This window comes from Silvibacterium sp., from assembly GCF_047605705.1.
GTDB lineage: Bacteria > Acidobacteriota > Terriglobia > Terriglobales > Acidobacteriaceae > Silvibacterium.
On sequence record NZ_JASGFD010000007.1, the window covers coordinates 23,181 to 37,489 of the forward strand.

The window sequence follows — 14,309 nt, forward strand, 5'->3', positions numbered from 1 at the left end:
TCCGTTTGCCTCGGACCGCGGCTCGATGCTGTTGCGCGTCTGCGCTCCTACTCGAGATTCCTATTCGAGGTTCTGGATTTGTTCGCGCGCTTTTTCGATCTCTGCCTTCATGCCGAGGCCGATCTCCGTCACCCGGGCGCCATTTCCGGCCACTCCCCCGGTCTTCGAAAGAAGCGTGTTCGCCTCGCGATTCATCTCCTGCAGCAGAAAGTCCAGCTTCTTGCCGATCTCACCACCCTGCGCAAGCAGTTCCCGAAAGTGCCCGATATGCGCCTTGAGCCGTGCGACTTCTTCCTCTACATCGCTCTTTTCGGCCAGCAGCGCCGCTTCCTGCAATACACGCTGCGGATCGAAGGCCTCGCTCACCATCGCTTTCAGCCTCTGGGCGATGCGCTCGAAATAGGCTTGCTGCACATCCTCACGCAGCGTCGCGGCCTCACCCACCGATGCCTCCAGGCGATCGAGGCCGGCGCGCAACTCGGCGGCGAGGACGCTCCCCTCGCGCGCGCGCATCTCGTTCAGCGCATCCACCAATGCAGGCAGGTCCGCGAGGACAGCCGTCTCGATGGCCTTCGCCTCTTCCTCAAGGTTACGCTCACCCTGGCTCCGGTCGCCGCGATTCTCGCTGAAGACGCCCGGCATGCGGAAAATCTCATTCAGGTCCGGCTCGCATACCAGCCCGTGCTCTGCAGCAGCCTTGCGAAAGATTTCGACGTAGGCAGCTACCTGCGACGCATCGTAAGCCACCTCGTTGCGCGTCGTGCGATCGAGGTTCAGCGTCACCTCGACATGGCCGCGGGAGAGCCTCGCCTTTAATTCCCGGCGCAGCTCCATCTCGAGCGCGTCGGTGTTCGAGGGCAGGCGGAGATGTAAGTCGAGAAAACGATGGTTCACGCTCTTCAGGCTCAACGTGAAACCCAACAGGTCGGAGACGCGGCCGCTCCGCCGCGCAAAGCCGGTCATGGAATAAACCGGTCGCGGCTGGGCGCTTTCGGCGCTCTTTGCAGCAGTCTTCATGCTTCCCCTTCCACGCTTAAAACAGGCTCATGCACATCCGCTTCGGTGACATCCATAAACTGCAGCCGGTAAAGCTTCTGGTAGGTCGGCGAGATGCGCAACAGCTCCTCGTGCGATCCGATGGCCGTAATGTGCCCGCGCTCGAGCACCGCGATGCGGTTCGCCCGCCGGACGGTGGAAAGACGATGCGCGATCACGAAGCTGGTACGATCCTGCATCAGGTTGTTCAACGCGCCCTGCACCAGCGACTCGCTCTCCGCATCGAGCGACGAGGTCGCTTCGTCGAGAATGAGGATCGGCGCATCCTTCAGAATTGCGCGCGCAATTGCCAGCCTCTGCCGCTCTCCACCTGAAAGCCGGAAGCCCTTCTCGCCGATCACCGTGTCGTAGCCCTCCGGCAGGCGCTCGATGAACTCATGCGCGAGCGCGGCCTTCGCCGCCTCAATCACCTTCGCCAGCGGCACATCCGGCTGTCCATAAGCGATGTTATTGCGGACCGTGTCGTTGAAGAGAATAATCTCCTGCGTCACCTTGCCGATCTGGTCGCGCAGCGAGCGCAGGCTCACATCGCGCAGGTCGTGCCCGTCGATCACGATTCGTCCCGAAGTCGCATCGAAAAAGCGCGGAATCAGGTTTACCAGCGTCGATTTTCCTGCTCCGCTCGGACCCACCAGCGCCAGCACCTCGCCGCGCGGCACCGTCAGGTCGATATCGTGCAGCACGGCGCTCTCACCGTCTTCCGAGCGATACGAGAAGCTCACATGCTCGAAGCGAATCGCTTCCTTGAAGCTCTTGACCTGGTACGGATGTTTCTTCTCCTGCACCTCGTCGCGATCGTCCATGAAGTCGAAAACCGCCTGCGAAGCGCCGAGCGCCTGTTGAAAGCTGTTGTAGTACACCGCCGAACGCCGGATCGGATCATACATCTTGAACAGCGCCACGATGAAGGTGAAGAACATTCCGGTCGTCATGCGTTGCGAGCTGATCGCATTGCGTCCGACCAGCAGCAGCAGAGCGATCGCGATGGCGCCGATCAGGTCCATCAGCGGCGAGCTGATCGCTTGTGCGCGCACCGAGTTCAGATTTGCGCGGAAGAGCCGCTTGGCCGCCTTGCGGAAACGCAGCAGCTCCCAGAACTCCATGTTGAAGGCCTTCACAATGCGATTGCCGGTGATCGTTTCGTGCAGGATGTTCTGAATCTCGGCCAGCTTGTCCTGGCCCTTGCGCGTCGTCTGCCGCACGCCGCGGCCGATCTTTCGGATCGACCCACCCACCACCGGCACAAAAATCAGCAGGATCCAAGCCAGCTTGCCGCCGATCACGATCACCGCCGCCGCGGTGAAGATCAGGGTAAAGATCTGCTGCAGAAAGTCGGAAAGCACCGACGACATCGCGGACTGCATCCGCTCGATGTCGTTGATCAGCGCCGAGAGCAGCGTGCCGGTCGCGTGCTTCTGAAAGAAGGAGATGGAGCGCCGCAGAATGACCTCGTAAAGGTCGTCGCGCAGGTCGGTGATGATCCCGAAACCGGCGTAATTCGCCAGGTAGGTGCCCAGGTAATCGCACAGGCCCTTCAGCAGCGTCGAAACCACAAACGCAAACGCCACCACGCTCCACGGGTTGTGGAGATGCGAGGGCACCAGCTTCATCAGCTCGGCCTGAAAATGAGCAACGAAGGCGGGAGAACCAGAGCTCGATTCGTGCTGGCCGCCGGGATGCAGCACCGTATCGAAAATCGGGCTGATCAGCAGGACACGGAATGCGTCGAACAGGCCCACGCCTGCCGCCAATGCGACAGAAGCGATCACCTGCAGCCAGTACCGCCGGGCATAGTAGAGAAGTCGCCCCACACGCTTCATGCGCGCACCACATGCAGTGGGGATTGGGGCGTCGGCAGTTGCCGGTCTTGCTGGGCCATCGTTCTATTTTAGACGGTCCCTCGTGGGGAGAAGTTCAGCCTCATCCTCAGGCCGGAGGGAAAGATCCGCCCCATCCACATGGCATTCCTGAACGCCCATCTGAGGCACGATCCAGATCAGGGTCACAACCAAGTTCAGCGCCAGTGAAATCCACGGCTTATAGAAAGAAACAGCGATGGAAACCACATACAGGAACAGGCTCAGCCGGTGCTTCCAGAACTCGTTCCTGTCTCCTATGGTGAGCGCTCCCGTCTGGGCCTGCATTTCCAGAACGGTCCGCCGCAGGATATAGAACGTGAATCCGGCGAGCAGCATGACCACTTCATAAAGCAGGGTCGAGAACGGGCTGAACTGCTTGTCGTCGAGGTAATCCACAAAATAAGGGATCAGCGACAGCGCAAAGAGGAAGATGAGATTCGCCCAGAGCATGCGGTGGTCGGCCTGCTCGGTGCGGCGCAGCAGCTCGTGATGGTTGATCCAGTAGATCCCGACCGTCAGGAAGCTCAGCAGGTAAATGCCCAGCCGGGGCGCCACCGTCCACAAACCGGCGAGGCCGTCCTGGTGCGGCACATGCAGCTCGAGCACCATGATGGTGATGATCACGGCGATCACACCATCTGAAAAGGCCTCCAGCCGGGAGGTCTTCATCTCTCCGTTTTCTGCCGCCATCGCCCCTCCTATCCTGCTGTACCACTAGAGCTTACCGTGGCCTGTGAATTTATGGAGAAGCCGGAACGGGATTTCCTGCGTCTACTCAATGAACGCTGTTTTTCGGGGACTGTGACCGGCCCGCGACCGCGCAGTCCAATTCCCCCGTTGCCGGAACCTATTCGGCCCGAACCTCGACGGAGAACCGATGAAGACATCGGAGCTGCTGCAGGCCTGGACTCGCATCCTCACAGGCCGCGCCCCTTCCCTTTCCATTGAAATCACCAAAGAGTGTCCGCTGCGCTGCCCCGGCTGCTATGCCTTCGACGACGATCACCTGGGCACCGGCAACAGTATTCGTTCTCTCGCCGACTTCAAAGGCGATGAGCTCGTACAGCGCGTCCTGGCGCTCGTGGATGAAAAGAAACCCGTCCATCTCTCCATCGTCGGCGGCGATCCTCTGGTCCGCTATCGCGAGCTCGACTCGCTGTTACCCCAGCTCGGCGCACGCGGCATCCATGTGCAGCTGGTCACCAGCGCCTTCCGCGTCATCCCCAGGGCGTGGATGGAGATCCCCGGGCTTTATGTCGTCGTCTCGATCGACGGGCTGCAGCCGGAACACGATGCCCGCCGCAAGCCGGCTACTTACGAGCGCATCCTCAAGAGCATCGCAGACACCCGCGTCACTATTCACTCGACGATTACGTCCCAGATCGCCGGCCGTCCCGGCTATCTCGAGGAGTTTCTGCGCTTCTGGAGCGCCCAGCCGCAGATCCAGCGGGTTTGGTTCAGCCTCTTCACCCCACAGCGCGGCGCGACCGATCCCGAAATCCTCTCGCAGGAGCAGCGCGCCGAGGTCGTCCTTGAGCTGAAGCGGCTGCGCCGCCTTTATCCCATCCTCGAAATGGGAGACCGCATCATCGACGAAATCCACACCCCGCCTTCGAACCCCGAAGAGTGCATCTTTGCGCGGACCACGGAGACCATCTCCGCAGACCTGCGGACGAAGATCACACCGTGCCAGTTCGGCGGCGACCCGGATTGCTCGCAGTGCGGCTGCATCGCATCGATGGGATTGGCCGCCGTGGGCCATCACGGGCTGGTTGGAGGTCTCACCGTGGGCGACCTTTTTCTCGCCTCCGACCGAATCGGTCAATCCTGGAAACTGATGCAGGAATGGTTCCGTCCCGCCCCGGCAACCCAAACTGAGCTCTCGCCATTCAAGATCCTGTAAAGTATCGCCGGGCCAATCCGGTGCACGATAAAGGGAACGAATATGGAAGACCGCAGCGAAGCCACCGTTGGAGCCGCTCTGCCCGGCTCGCTCTTCCCCGCCGAGCATGTCGCACGGCACGAAACCGCCCAGCGCCGGGAGATCGTCCGCTACGGACGCTGGCTCTCGCGCCTGGGCTATGCTCCCGGAACCTCGGGGAATCTTTCCGTCCGCCTGCCGAACGGCAATATCCTCGTAAGCCCGACAGGGGTAAGCAAGGCACTCCTGCGTCCCTCTGACATGGTGACGGTCGATCTCGAAGGCCGTCAGCTGGCAGGAGCCCGCAAAGCCACCAGCGAACTCGGCATGCATCTTGCCGTGTACCGCCTGCGCGATGACGTCAGCGCCGTGGTCCACGCGCATCCGCCGCTAGCCACCGCCTTCGCCTGTACTGGCCGTGCCCTTGACGAGATGCTCTGCCAGGAAGCAGCCATGGCGCTTGGTCCTGTGCCGCTCGCCGTCTACGCCACCACTGGCACAGCGGAGGTCGCCGCAAGCCTCGAGCCGCTGATCCCCGGGCATCAGGCCATTCTGATGGCGAACCATGGAGCCGTGAGCTACGGTTCCTCGGTAGCCGATGCCTTCTACAAAATGGAAACGGTCGAGCATCTGGCGCAGATCCGTCTCGCCGTTCACCAGCTCGGCACGCCGCAGCCGCTCACCCAGCGTCAGTTGGAGCAGCTGGTTTTCGCCCGCCACCGCTACTTACAGAACGCAGGCTGAAAGCCCGTTTTAGCTTTTGGGCGGACTCGCCCGGAGCCTGCGCTTGCCTGTACGCTGAAGGCAGCATGAATCTCACCGTCGCCATCACGGGCGCCAGCGGCTCGGTTTTCAATCAGGAGCTGCTTCGTGCGCTCGACGCCGATCCGCGCATTCAGCACATCGACTTCATCGCCTCGCAAAGCGCGCTGCGTGTCGCCGCCGAGGAGCTCGAGCTGAGCAGCCGCAACGATCTCGCCGAAAAGCTGCTGGGAGCTCCGTCCTCAAAAATCAGGCAGCATCATGACGCGGACATCGGCGCCTCGATCGCCAGCGGCAGCTACCCTTCGGCCGGCATGATCGTGCTGCCCTGCAGCATGGGTACGCTCGCCTCGATCGCCAACGGTCTCGCGCAATCGCTCATCGAGCGCGCAGCCGATGTCACGCTGAAGGAACGCCGCCCGCTCGTGCTTTGCGTGCGCGAGACGCCGTTCAATAAGATCCATCTGCGCAACATGACGTTGGCCGCCGACGCCGGAGCGACAATCTTCCCGGTGATCCCATCGTTTTACAACCGTCCCATCGACTCGACGGAGATGGCGAAGCAGTTCGCCTACCGCGTGCTCGCGCACTTCGGATTACCCCAGCCCGATGCGTACGTCTGGAAGGGTGAGGCGTAAGAATCGCAGCGCCCTTAGCGCCGCAGAAATCTCCGACGCACGAGTACCAACACGACCACCACTGCGAATAGCAGCAGTACCGGACGCAATCTCATCGTTCACTCCTCCGCATTCACCGGTACACCAGCTAAATTACAGAGCCCTGCGATTCTTGCAGGTTGTAGAGCATCCCTCCCGCGGGAGCATTCGCATCGAGGATGCCAGACTTCAGCACAATGCTGACCTTCCCTGCCCCAACCGGCACGCTCTCCTCCAGCACCTGCGTGTGCTGCGCGCGCAGATAGATGACGTCCAGTTCGCCATCCCCGGCCCAGCGCACGCTCAAGCCGTAGGCGCGATCGTTGCGCATGGCTCCGTCAAGATGCGCGACCGTGTGCGTTTCTCCGTTGGCCGTCAGCATCACGTCGTAGACAAACGCCGTCTTCCCAACGGGACCGGGCTCTTCTGAAACCGTCGCCGTTGAGCGTCCGTCGGGCGAAACCACACGCAGCACTTCATGGCTGGCAGGCGGCTGATTCCGGTAATGCACACGCAGAGCCACTGCCAGCGCGAGCGCAACGATTAGTCCAACGAAAATCCCTACGGCAGAGGTCAGATAGAAGCGCGAAGGCTTGCTTCGTTCCAGTTTTGCAGTTGAAGGCATAAATACCTGTTCTTTCTTTTTTGAATCAGCGCGGCATATCGCGGTGATGCGCCTTCACCTGGTAGTTCTCGCGCGCCAGCCGCTTCTTCATCTCTTCGGCAATCATGACTGAGCGATGCTGGCCGCCCGTGCATCCGAAGGCCACCGTCAGATAGCTCTTGCCCTCGTTGATGTAATGCGGCAGCAGGAAGAGCAGGAGGTCCGTCACCTTATCCAGGAACTCCTTCGTCTGCGGAAAGTGGCCCACGTAGCCAACTACCTTGGGGTGCCGGCCAGTCAGCTTACGGAATTCCGGCACGAAATGCGGATTCGGCAGGAAGCGCACATCGAAGACCAGATCCGCTTCGAGCGGCACGCCGTTCTTGTAACCGAAACTGAGCGTTGAAACCAGCAGGCCCTTGCCGTCACTCTCACGCTTGAACTGGTTCTGCACGTACGCCCGCAGTTCATGCACGTTGAAGCGCGAGGTATCGATCAGGATATCGGCTACGTTGCGAACCGGATCGAGCAGCTTGCGTTCGGCCTGGATCGCCGGCCCAACACGTTCCTCGCGTCCCAGCGGATGCGGACGGCGCGTCTCAGAGAAACGCCGCAGCAGCACCGGCTCCGAGGCCTCAAGATAAACGACCGTAGTGTCCAGCTGTCGCCGCAGTTCCTTGAGCATCGCGGGAAAGCGCTCGAGCCGCTGACCTTCGCGCACGTCCACCACCAGCGCCGCGCGGGTGATCTCCGTCGACTGCGCCACCAGCGCCGCGAAGTGCGGCAGCAGCTCTACAGGCAGATTGTCGACCGCAAAATAGCCAAGATCCTCGAAGGCCTTGAGTGCCGATGCCTTGCCCGAACCGGAAAGGCCGGTCAGCACTACCAGCTCACGTTTCGATTCGCCATGACCGGAGGAATGACCGGATGCATGGCTCGCAGAGGGAACAGCGGCTGCAACTTCCGGCTTCTGATCTTTCTTACGAACTGCGGTCTTTTCGACGACAGACTTGCGTGCAGCGGTCTTACGTTCAGCGGTCTTGCGCCCCTTCGAGCCCTTGCGCTCTGTGGGCTTCACAACTTTGGCCAGACTGGACTGGCGTCTCTCAACAGCCTTTTTCGGCGGACGGGCCATAGAAAAATCCTAGCAGCAACCGGCACAAGCTCAAGCATCGAATCTGCTTTCCGCCGTCTGCCTCGCACGCACAAAGAGAAAAAGGCGCGAACCCATGGGTCCGCGCCTTTCTCTTCCCTTATCCCGATCCTGTTGCGGTCAGCGTCTACGGCTCTTCGATCAGCTCCATCTTGCCGTCGCGCTTGCGGTGCAGCACCTTCACGTGACCCTTACTGTCACGGAAGACGAAGACTTCGCGGTCGCGGAACTCCGCTTCCTTCACCGCTTCTTCGAGGGTCATGGGCCGCAGCGCCACGCCATCGGTCGAGCGCACGATGTGCGGCTCGAGAATCGGCGTGCGCGAAGGAAAGGTGTGCACCGTCACCGGGACGGTCACACTCGCGGCCCTGCGGCCGCTGCCGTTTCGACTGCCATTGCCATTGACCACGGCAGGCACCTCATCCAGATCTTCGACGGGACGTGGCATCAACTTGGCGGCCTTGCGCGCCGGACGCTGCAGCTGCGTCTCGGCCACAATCTTCTCCGCCTTCGGCGTGCGTTTCTTCGCCTCCAGTTTCTTTTTGCACTTGATCGCCTGAGTCTCGGCCTTGTCGAGCGCTTCTCGCAACGCCGTCTCCATGCTGGTTGACTCCGAGATTCCAAGGAACTCGTGCAGCCGCGTCTTGATGGTCACCTCCGCCGTCTGCCGATACTTCTCGGCGCTGAGGATCACATGCACGCTGGTGATCCGCGGGAAGAGCTTCGCTACGCGCTCCACGCCCTCCTCGGCCAGCGTTCGAAAATTACTACTGATGGTCACCTGCCTGCCGGTGTACTCAACCTGCATGGTCAAAGCTCCCTTCTCTACAACGGGTAATAAGATTGCCGTTCCAAACCGCAGCTGTTTCCGGATCGCAGAACAGGCCGCGGCCAAGAAATGCATGAGACATATCCCTGTAAGAAGACACAGGGACAGTAGGGGATGGTTGGGAAGAGGATTTAGGACAGGGATCGAGGATGGGTGGGAAAAGCGGGTCAGGAACCGTGCTGGCGCTCAGTCCAGAAATAGGTGCGACTCCCGTGCAACGGTCCCGTGCGGGCCCGTTAAGACACTATCCTCGCACACGTCGCTGGTGCGTGCTAGGAATTCTTAAATCTTCGCGATATTTTGCAACCGTCCGCCGGGTCACTTCAATACCCTGCCCCTGCAGCATCGACGCAATCTGGTCATCGGTGAGCGGCTTGCGGGGATCTTCTTCTTCGATCATCTTCTTCACCTTGCGCTTCAGCAGCAGCAGCGGCGTCGCCGCGCCCTCGCGGCCGTTCACGCCCTCGGAGAAGAAGAAGCGCAGCTCATAGACGCCCTGCGGCGTGTGCGCGTACTTATTTGAGACAGCCCGGCTGACCGTGGAAGGATGCACGCCGATTTCCTCCGCAACCTCCTTGATCATCATCGGCCGCAGCGCCTCGACTCCGTTTTCAAGGAAGTCGTGCTGACGTCGCACGATCGACTCACAAGTGCGCAGGATGGTGTTCTTGCGCTGCTCGATGTTGCGCATAAGCTGTAGAGCCGAGCGGTAGCGCTCCTTCACGTAATCCTTGACCTCTTTCTCCGCGCCCTCCTGGGTCAGCATGCGCCGGTATCCCTGGTTTAGGCGGAGATTCGGAAGGTCTTCTTCGTTCATTACGACCACGTACTCGTCGCCGCGCTTCACAAAGACCACATCCGGCTCGATGAGCCTCGCATCCGAGCGGTTGAAGCGCTGGCCGGGACGCGGATCGAGCGTACGGATAAAGTCGATGGCCTGCTGCACCGCATCCGCCGGACGGCCAATGGCCCGCGAGAGCTCCCGCGGATCGCGCTTCTGTAACAGCGTCAGATGCTTATCGACGATCTTTGCCGCGTTCTCAAAAAGCTCGATGCGCGGGTCGGCCGGGTATTCCGTCTTCGAGTCGGCCTTCCCGTCGGGAATCGACTCTCCCGCGCTCAGATCCAGAGCTTCCGGATGCGTATCTGTGTCTCGAACAGCAGGAGGCCGCTGAGCCGGTACCGAAGCAGCATGCCCCGTGGCCTCAGCCTGCCGAGCCGCCTGCTTCTGACTCATCAGCTCGTACTCGCCCCGATGCGCGTCGATTTGCACCAGCAGGCATTCCCGCAGATCACGGGTACCCACACCGATCGGGTCGAGCTGCCGCACGATCCCCAGACCAGCCTCGAGATGGGTGCGGGCGCGGTCGAGCATGGGCGCCGGAAGCGCGGCCAAGGCCGCATGCAGCTCGCCGTTGCGCAGCGCCGCGTCACCCGCCGGCGACAACTGCTCCCTCAAATATCCTTCAAGCAGCTCTTCGTTGGTTGCGGTTAAATAGCCGTCTTCATTGAGGTTACCGATAATATATTCGGCTGCGTCCCGCACCGCCGCGCTCAGGTTCATCGAACCCAGCTGCCAGAAAAGATGGTCGCTCAGCGTGCCCGGCGCGGAGAGATAATTCTCGATCGAGGGCGCCTCGGTGATTTCAAAACTGTTCGGGGAGCGGAAGCCCGGGTCGAGATACTCCTGAAAATACGAGCCAAAGTCGATCTCTTCGAAGGGATCGGTCTTCTTATCCGGCTCCGACTCGGCCGCCCGCAACTCAATCGCGCGGTCGTGCTCGATCTCCTGGCTCGCCACCTCGTCGAGCATCGGCACCGACTCTTCGATCTCCTCGAGAATGGGATTCTCGGTGATCTCGGCGTTGATCATCTCCTTCAACTCAAGCTTGTTCAACGCCAGCACGCTGACCATCTGCATCAGGCCAGGTGTAAGGATCTGCCGTTGGGCGACCTTGAGGCTTAGCTTGGGTTGAAGAAGTGCCATGGCGTCGAGTGGTGTTTCGGGTCCTCAAATTTTCTGATTCAGTGTACATGCCGGGGTAGAGGCTTCGTCAGCCTGCCTTCGGCCGGGAGTAGCTGCGCCGGTACTGACTCTATAGACAATTCCCGGACCGAAATGACAGCTACGGAAGCGGCAGCTAGTTCAGCGTGAAACCTTCGCCAAAGTACAACCGTTTCACATCCGGGTTGCTGGCCAAGTCGTCCGGCGTGCCGTCGGCGAAGATACGGCCCTCGCTGATGACATAAGCACGGTCGGTGACGGAGAGGGTTTCACGGACATTATGGTCCGTAATCAGGACACCAATACCGCTCGCTTTAAGATTCGAGATGATCTCTTGCAGATCAATGACCGCAATGGGATCGATTCCCGAAAAGGGCTCGTCGAGCAAAATAAATGACGGCTGGATGCAGAGGCAGCGTGCAATCTCTACACGACGGCGTTCGCCACCCGAAAGCGCGAAGCCATTCGTCTTGCGGATATGCCCCAGATTCAGCTGCTCGATCAGCTTCTCAGTACGCGCGCGCCGCACCTGTGGTGGCAGGTTCTGCACCTCGAGCACCGCGAGGATATTCTCTTCGACCGTGAGCTTGCGAAAGACCGAGGGCTCCTGTGGCAGGTAACTGATGCCAAACTGGCGCGCCCGCAGATACATCGGCACCCGCGTGATGTCCTCGCCGTCGGCAAGGATGCGCCCGGAATCCGGCGTCACCAGTCCCACGATCATGTAGAAGCTGGTCGTCTTGCCGGCTCCATTCGGACCCAGCAGCCCGACCACTTCGCCCCGGCTGACGTGCACGCTGACGCCGCGAACCACCTGGCGCCCCTTGTATGACTTGCCTATTTCGTCCGTAGAAAGCTTCTGCATTTACTTGGGCGTGCGCGTGTCAGTCACAGACCCGGAGGGCCCGCCACTCACCACGACGCTATCATCCTGACTATGGAAAATCAATCGTTCCCCGGTCGTCGTACCCTTAACCTGGTCGTACACATGGGGAAGTTTTGTTGGTGTTCCAGTTAATACATACTGGCCATCATCCGCGGTGTAGACCAGCTTCTCGCCCTCGGCTTTCCGGCCTGGCTGGGTCATCACCACATTTCCTGTGGCCACGATGTGGTCGATCTGGGTCTGGTCCTGCTGCGGACCGTTCTGCGCAGCTCCGGTCTTGGCCTGCTGTGTCGGTGCTACCGGCTTCGGCGTAAGGAAGACATCCGCCTGGTCCGCATGGATCACGCCATCGGGCTCCTCGGCCACCACCGATCCTTTGAAAACTCCCTGTCGATCCGCATCCGCATAGTCCAGCGTCTTCGAATGAATGCGCACCACGCTCGGCTGCTGCTTCGGGCCCAGGTTCGAGGTCAGATTAGCCGCCACCGGCGTGCCCGTGCTGCCCGGCGCGCCGTAGGCCTTCAAGGTCTGCGGATTCTGCGTCAGCTCGAGGATCGGCGCTGCAATCGCGTGATCGCCCTGCCACATGCGAGCCGGAACGGCCGGCACTCCATAGAAGAAGGCCTTGTTCTCCGAATGCTTCAGGTTGGCGTGGTCCGCGGTGATGGATACCGGACCGTTGCCGCCGATATCCGGACCCGAGCTTGCAGGCGAAGTCTTCGCCTGCGGTCCGTTCTGGTTCTGCGTCTGGCGATAGACAGCCTTCACCGCCCCGGTCGCTGTCGCATCGCCCGAGTCCTTGTGGTAATCGATCAGCGTTGCGACCAGCTGCATCGAATCGCCATCCTTGAGACGCGGATTGCCGGTAAGGTGCAGGATCTGGTCAGCCGAGTGATACTCGGCGTGATTCGACCACGCCGTGAGCGTATCCGGATCCGTCTTGGCATCCGGCTTCTTCGCCGGGGTCTGCGTCATGATGACGTGACCGTCCTGGATCGCGGTTTCGATCTGCGAGACTTCGGAATCGCTGGAACCAGCCTTCTTCGCAGGCTTCGCGACCGGCGCGGCACCTGCTTTAGCTGTCTTGTCACCCTTTGCGGGCTTCGGCTCCGGCGTGAAGTCTACGTGCAGCTTGTCGCCGCTACTCGTATTCTGCGAGCCATCTTTGGCAAGATCTGTAACCTTCGTATGCCCAAAGCCATCGAGCGTCTTGATCGCTGTGCCGGTCTCATCAAGATTCGCCAGCAGCTGGTCGCCCTTGATATTGGTAAGCTCCTGGCCGCCGGTAGAAGGAATGGTGTGCAGGTTGACCTCGGCCGAACCTGTTCCAAGAGCCTTCTGCGCGACAGCCTTTTTGCCATCCGGGCTTGGAACAAAATCCACATCGAGCTGCGAAGCCTGTACCTGGCGGGAAGCCGTTCCCTTCGGATCGTCCGCCAGCCTGAAGATCTGCTCGACGAAGTTCACCGCATCATTGCAGCGCGCGTGCTTCAGCATCTCCTTCGGCCCATAGGTCAGGGTGCAGCGGATCGCCGTACCGTGCATGCTGGAGTTGTCGCCGTTCGAGACGAAGTTCACGCCCCCACCGGCATCGGTCTGCGTAGGCTGGCTCTTCGTATCGAGTTCGGTCAGCGTGTTCTCCGCAGTCAGCACCGCGCCGCTGTCCGTCGTCATGCGCACATGCCCCTGCGCCTGGATCTGCGAAGCTGAACCATCCTTGCGGAAATAGACGATCGCCTGATCCGCAGAGCTCTTTTCGGTCTGGTAGTCGGTAACGGGATTCAGCAGAAATGCCTGCATCGAGCTGCGCAGCAGGGTTGCGTGCGTGGCGTGCACAACGGCCTGATTGCCGTCACTGCTCGTCGTCAGCACCACTTGCTTGTCAAGAACCAGCAGGCCGGTCTTCGAGTTGTAGCTCGCGCCGGTGGAGTTGCCCGCCGCACGCGGCAGCGCAAACTCCGTGTACTCGTTCGTAGTGGCGTCGCCGGTCTTCTGGTTGAAGGTCAGGCCGCTTGTCTTGATGTGCACATCACCCTGCTGCGATGCCGCGCCATCGTCCTGTCCAGAAGCCTGCCCGGCGGCCTGCGCCTGCTGTTGTGGTTGCGGCTGCGTGCCGGATTTGCCATCAGCCGGAGGATTGTCGCCATTCAGGCTGGAGAGATCGATCTGCACCTCACCCTTGGCCGTGACGATGCCGGAATCCTTGTCGTAATCGAAGTCCGAACCGTAGATGTGGTCCTGCCGGTTCGAGCCCGGCGCGCCGTAAAGCGTGATTTCGACGTTGTGCAGCGTGGCGTGACCAGCCTTGTACTGGAAGAGCTTCGAGGCGTGGATGGTGTAGAGCGTATGGCCCTGGCTCGATTGCGAGTAGGTAAAGCCGTCGGCGGTCTGTTGGATGTTGACCCCGAGCCGCCCCGGAAGATCCTTCTCGATGTGCCGGAAGCGATACCGCGCGTAAAAGAAAAATCCCGCCAGAACAAAGAACAAAAGGCAGGCCAGAACCACAATTCCCTGGCGAAGCCTCGCCACCGTTACGCGCATATCGTTATCTTCTCAAAACCAGAGCAACAGAGACTCA

General features: G+C 60.7%; 12 protein-coding genes. 3 read left to right on the forward strand and 9 right to left on the reverse strand.

From position 1 onward, the window contains the following. Nucleotides 1-60: 60 nt before the first annotated feature. The 3 genes from QM649_RS03985 to QM649_RS03995 form a co-directional block, all read right to left on the reverse strand. Nucleotides 61-1,017, reverse strand: a complete 957-nt coding sequence (locus QM649_RS03985; RefSeq protein ID WP_415197720.1) for a YicC/YloC family endoribonuclease — start codon at nt 1,015-1,017, stop codon at nt 61-63. Next, nucleotides 1,014-2,876 (reverse strand): ABC transporter ATP-binding protein, encoded by a 1,863-nt coding sequence (locus QM649_RS03990; RefSeq protein ID WP_415197721.1) that lies wholly within the window; start codon nt 2,874-2,876, stop codon nt 1,014-1,016. Before QM649_RS03990 ends, QM649_RS03985 begins: the two co-directional genes overlap by 4 nt. A gap of 63 nt (nt 2,877-2,939) precedes the next feature. Further along, nucleotides 2,940-3,605, reverse strand: coding sequence for a TMEM175 family protein (locus QM649_RS03995; protein ID WP_415197722.1), 666 nt, complete (start codon nt 3,603-3,605; stop codon nt 2,940-2,942). Between the two features lie 187 nt (nt 3,606-3,792). Between QM649_RS03995 and QM649_RS04000 the strand changes: the two genes are divergently transcribed. The 3 genes from QM649_RS04000 (at nt 3,793) to QM649_RS04010 (ending at nt 6,236) form a co-directional block, all read left to right on the forward strand. Continuing rightward, nucleotides 3,793-4,818, forward strand: coding sequence for a radical SAM protein (locus QM649_RS04000; protein ID WP_415197723.1), 1,026 nt, complete (start codon nt 3,793-3,795; stop codon nt 4,816-4,818). 42 nt (nt 4,819-4,860) lie between these two features. Further along, nucleotides 4,861-5,580, forward strand: a complete 720-nt coding sequence (locus tag QM649_RS04005; protein WP_415197724.1) for a class II aldolase/adducin family protein — start codon at nt 4,861-4,863, stop codon at nt 5,578-5,580. A 65-nt stretch (nt 5,581-5,645) separates the two neighbouring features. Continuing rightward, on the forward strand, nt 5,646-6,236 hold the full coding sequence (locus tag QM649_RS04010) for a UbiX family flavin prenyltransferase (RefSeq protein ID WP_415197725.1): 591 nt from the start codon (nt 5,646-5,648) through the stop codon (nt 6,234-6,236). 127 nt (nt 6,237-6,363) lie between these two features. Here QM649_RS04010 and QM649_RS04015 read toward each other — a convergent pair whose 3' ends face one another. The 6 genes from QM649_RS04015 to QM649_RS04040 form a co-directional block, all read right to left on the reverse strand. Further along, on the reverse strand, nt 6,364-6,879 hold the full coding sequence (locus tag QM649_RS04015) for a hypothetical protein (RefSeq protein ID WP_415197726.1): 516 nt from the start codon (nt 6,877-6,879) through the stop codon (nt 6,364-6,366). Nucleotides 6,880-6,904: 25 nt separating this feature from the next. Continuing rightward, the gene (rapZ, locus tag QM649_RS04020; protein ID WP_415197727.1) at nt 6,905-7,993 is read right to left on the reverse strand and encodes an RNase adapter RapZ; all 1,089 of its coding nucleotides are present in this window, start codon (nt 7,991-7,993) and stop codon (nt 6,905-6,907) included. Nucleotides 7,994-8,138: 145 nt separating this feature from the next. After that, nucleotides 8,139-8,819 (reverse strand): ribosome hibernation-promoting factor, HPF/YfiA family, encoded by a 681-nt coding sequence (gene hpf, locus QM649_RS04025; RefSeq protein WP_415197728.1) that lies wholly within the window; start codon nt 8,817-8,819, stop codon nt 8,139-8,141. Nucleotides 8,820-9,084: 265 nt separating this feature from the next. After that, a complete protein-coding gene (locus QM649_RS04030) occupies nt 9,085-10,827 on the reverse strand; it encodes an RNA polymerase sigma-54 factor (protein ID WP_415197729.1) in 1,743 nt (580 codons plus the stop codon). 154 nt (nt 10,828-10,981) lie between these two features. Then, nucleotides 10,982-11,710 (reverse strand): LPS export ABC transporter ATP-binding protein, encoded by a 729-nt coding sequence (gene lptB, locus QM649_RS04035; protein WP_415197730.1) that lies wholly within the window; start codon nt 11,708-11,710, stop codon nt 10,982-10,984. Beyond that, nucleotides 11,711-14,272, reverse strand: a complete 2,562-nt coding sequence (locus tag QM649_RS04040) for an LptA/OstA family protein (protein WP_415197731.1) — start codon at nt 14,270-14,272, stop codon at nt 11,711-11,713. Nucleotides 14,273-14,309 lie beyond the last annotated feature (37 nt).

Bases quoted from the DNA above. Each gene is read 5' to 3' on its own strand.
- QM649_RS03990 (WP_415197721.1), bottom strand. From the start codon at position 2,876: ATGAAGCGTGTGGGGCGACTTCTCTACTATGCCCGGCGGTACTGGCTG.
- QM649_RS04030 (WP_415197729.1), bottom strand. From the start codon at position 10,827: ATGGCACTTCTTCAACCCAAGCTAAGCCTCAAGGTCGCCCAACGGCAG.
- QM649_RS04010 (WP_415197725.1), top strand. From the start codon at position 5,646: ATGAATCTCACCGTCGCCATCACGGGCGCCAGCGGCTCGGTTTTCAAT.
- QM649_RS03985 (WP_415197720.1), bottom strand. From the start codon at position 1,017: ATGAAGACTGCTGCAAAGAGCGCCGAAAGCGCCCAGCCGCGACCGGTT.
- QM649_RS04000 (WP_415197723.1), top strand. From the start codon at position 3,793: ATGAAGACATCGGAGCTGCTGCAGGCCTGGACTCGCATCCTCACAGGC.
- lptB (WP_415197730.1), bottom strand. From the start codon at position 11,710: ATGCAGAAGCTTTCTACGGACGAAATAGGCAAGTCATACAAGGGGCGC.
- rapZ (WP_415197727.1), bottom strand. From the start codon at position 7,993: ATGGCCCGTCCGCCGAAAAAGGCTGTTGAGAGACGCCAGTCCAGTCTG.
- QM649_RS03995 (WP_415197722.1), bottom strand. From the start codon at position 3,605: ATGGCGGCAGAAAACGGAGAGATGAAGACCTCCCGGCTGGAGGCCTTT.
- QM649_RS04005 (WP_415197724.1), top strand. From the start codon at position 4,861: ATGGAAGACCGCAGCGAAGCCACCGTTGGAGCCGCTCTGCCCGGCTCG.
- QM649_RS04015 (WP_415197726.1), bottom strand. From the start codon at position 6,879: ATGCCTTCAACTGCAAAACTGGAACGAAGCAAGCCTTCGCGCTTCTAT.
- hpf (WP_415197728.1), bottom strand. From the start codon at position 8,819: ATGCAGGTTGAGTACACCGGCAGGCAGGTGACCATCAGTAGTAATTTT.
- QM649_RS04040 (WP_415197731.1), bottom strand. From the start codon at position 14,272: ATGCGCGTAACGGTGGCGAGGCTTCGCCAGGGAATTGTGGTTCTGGCC.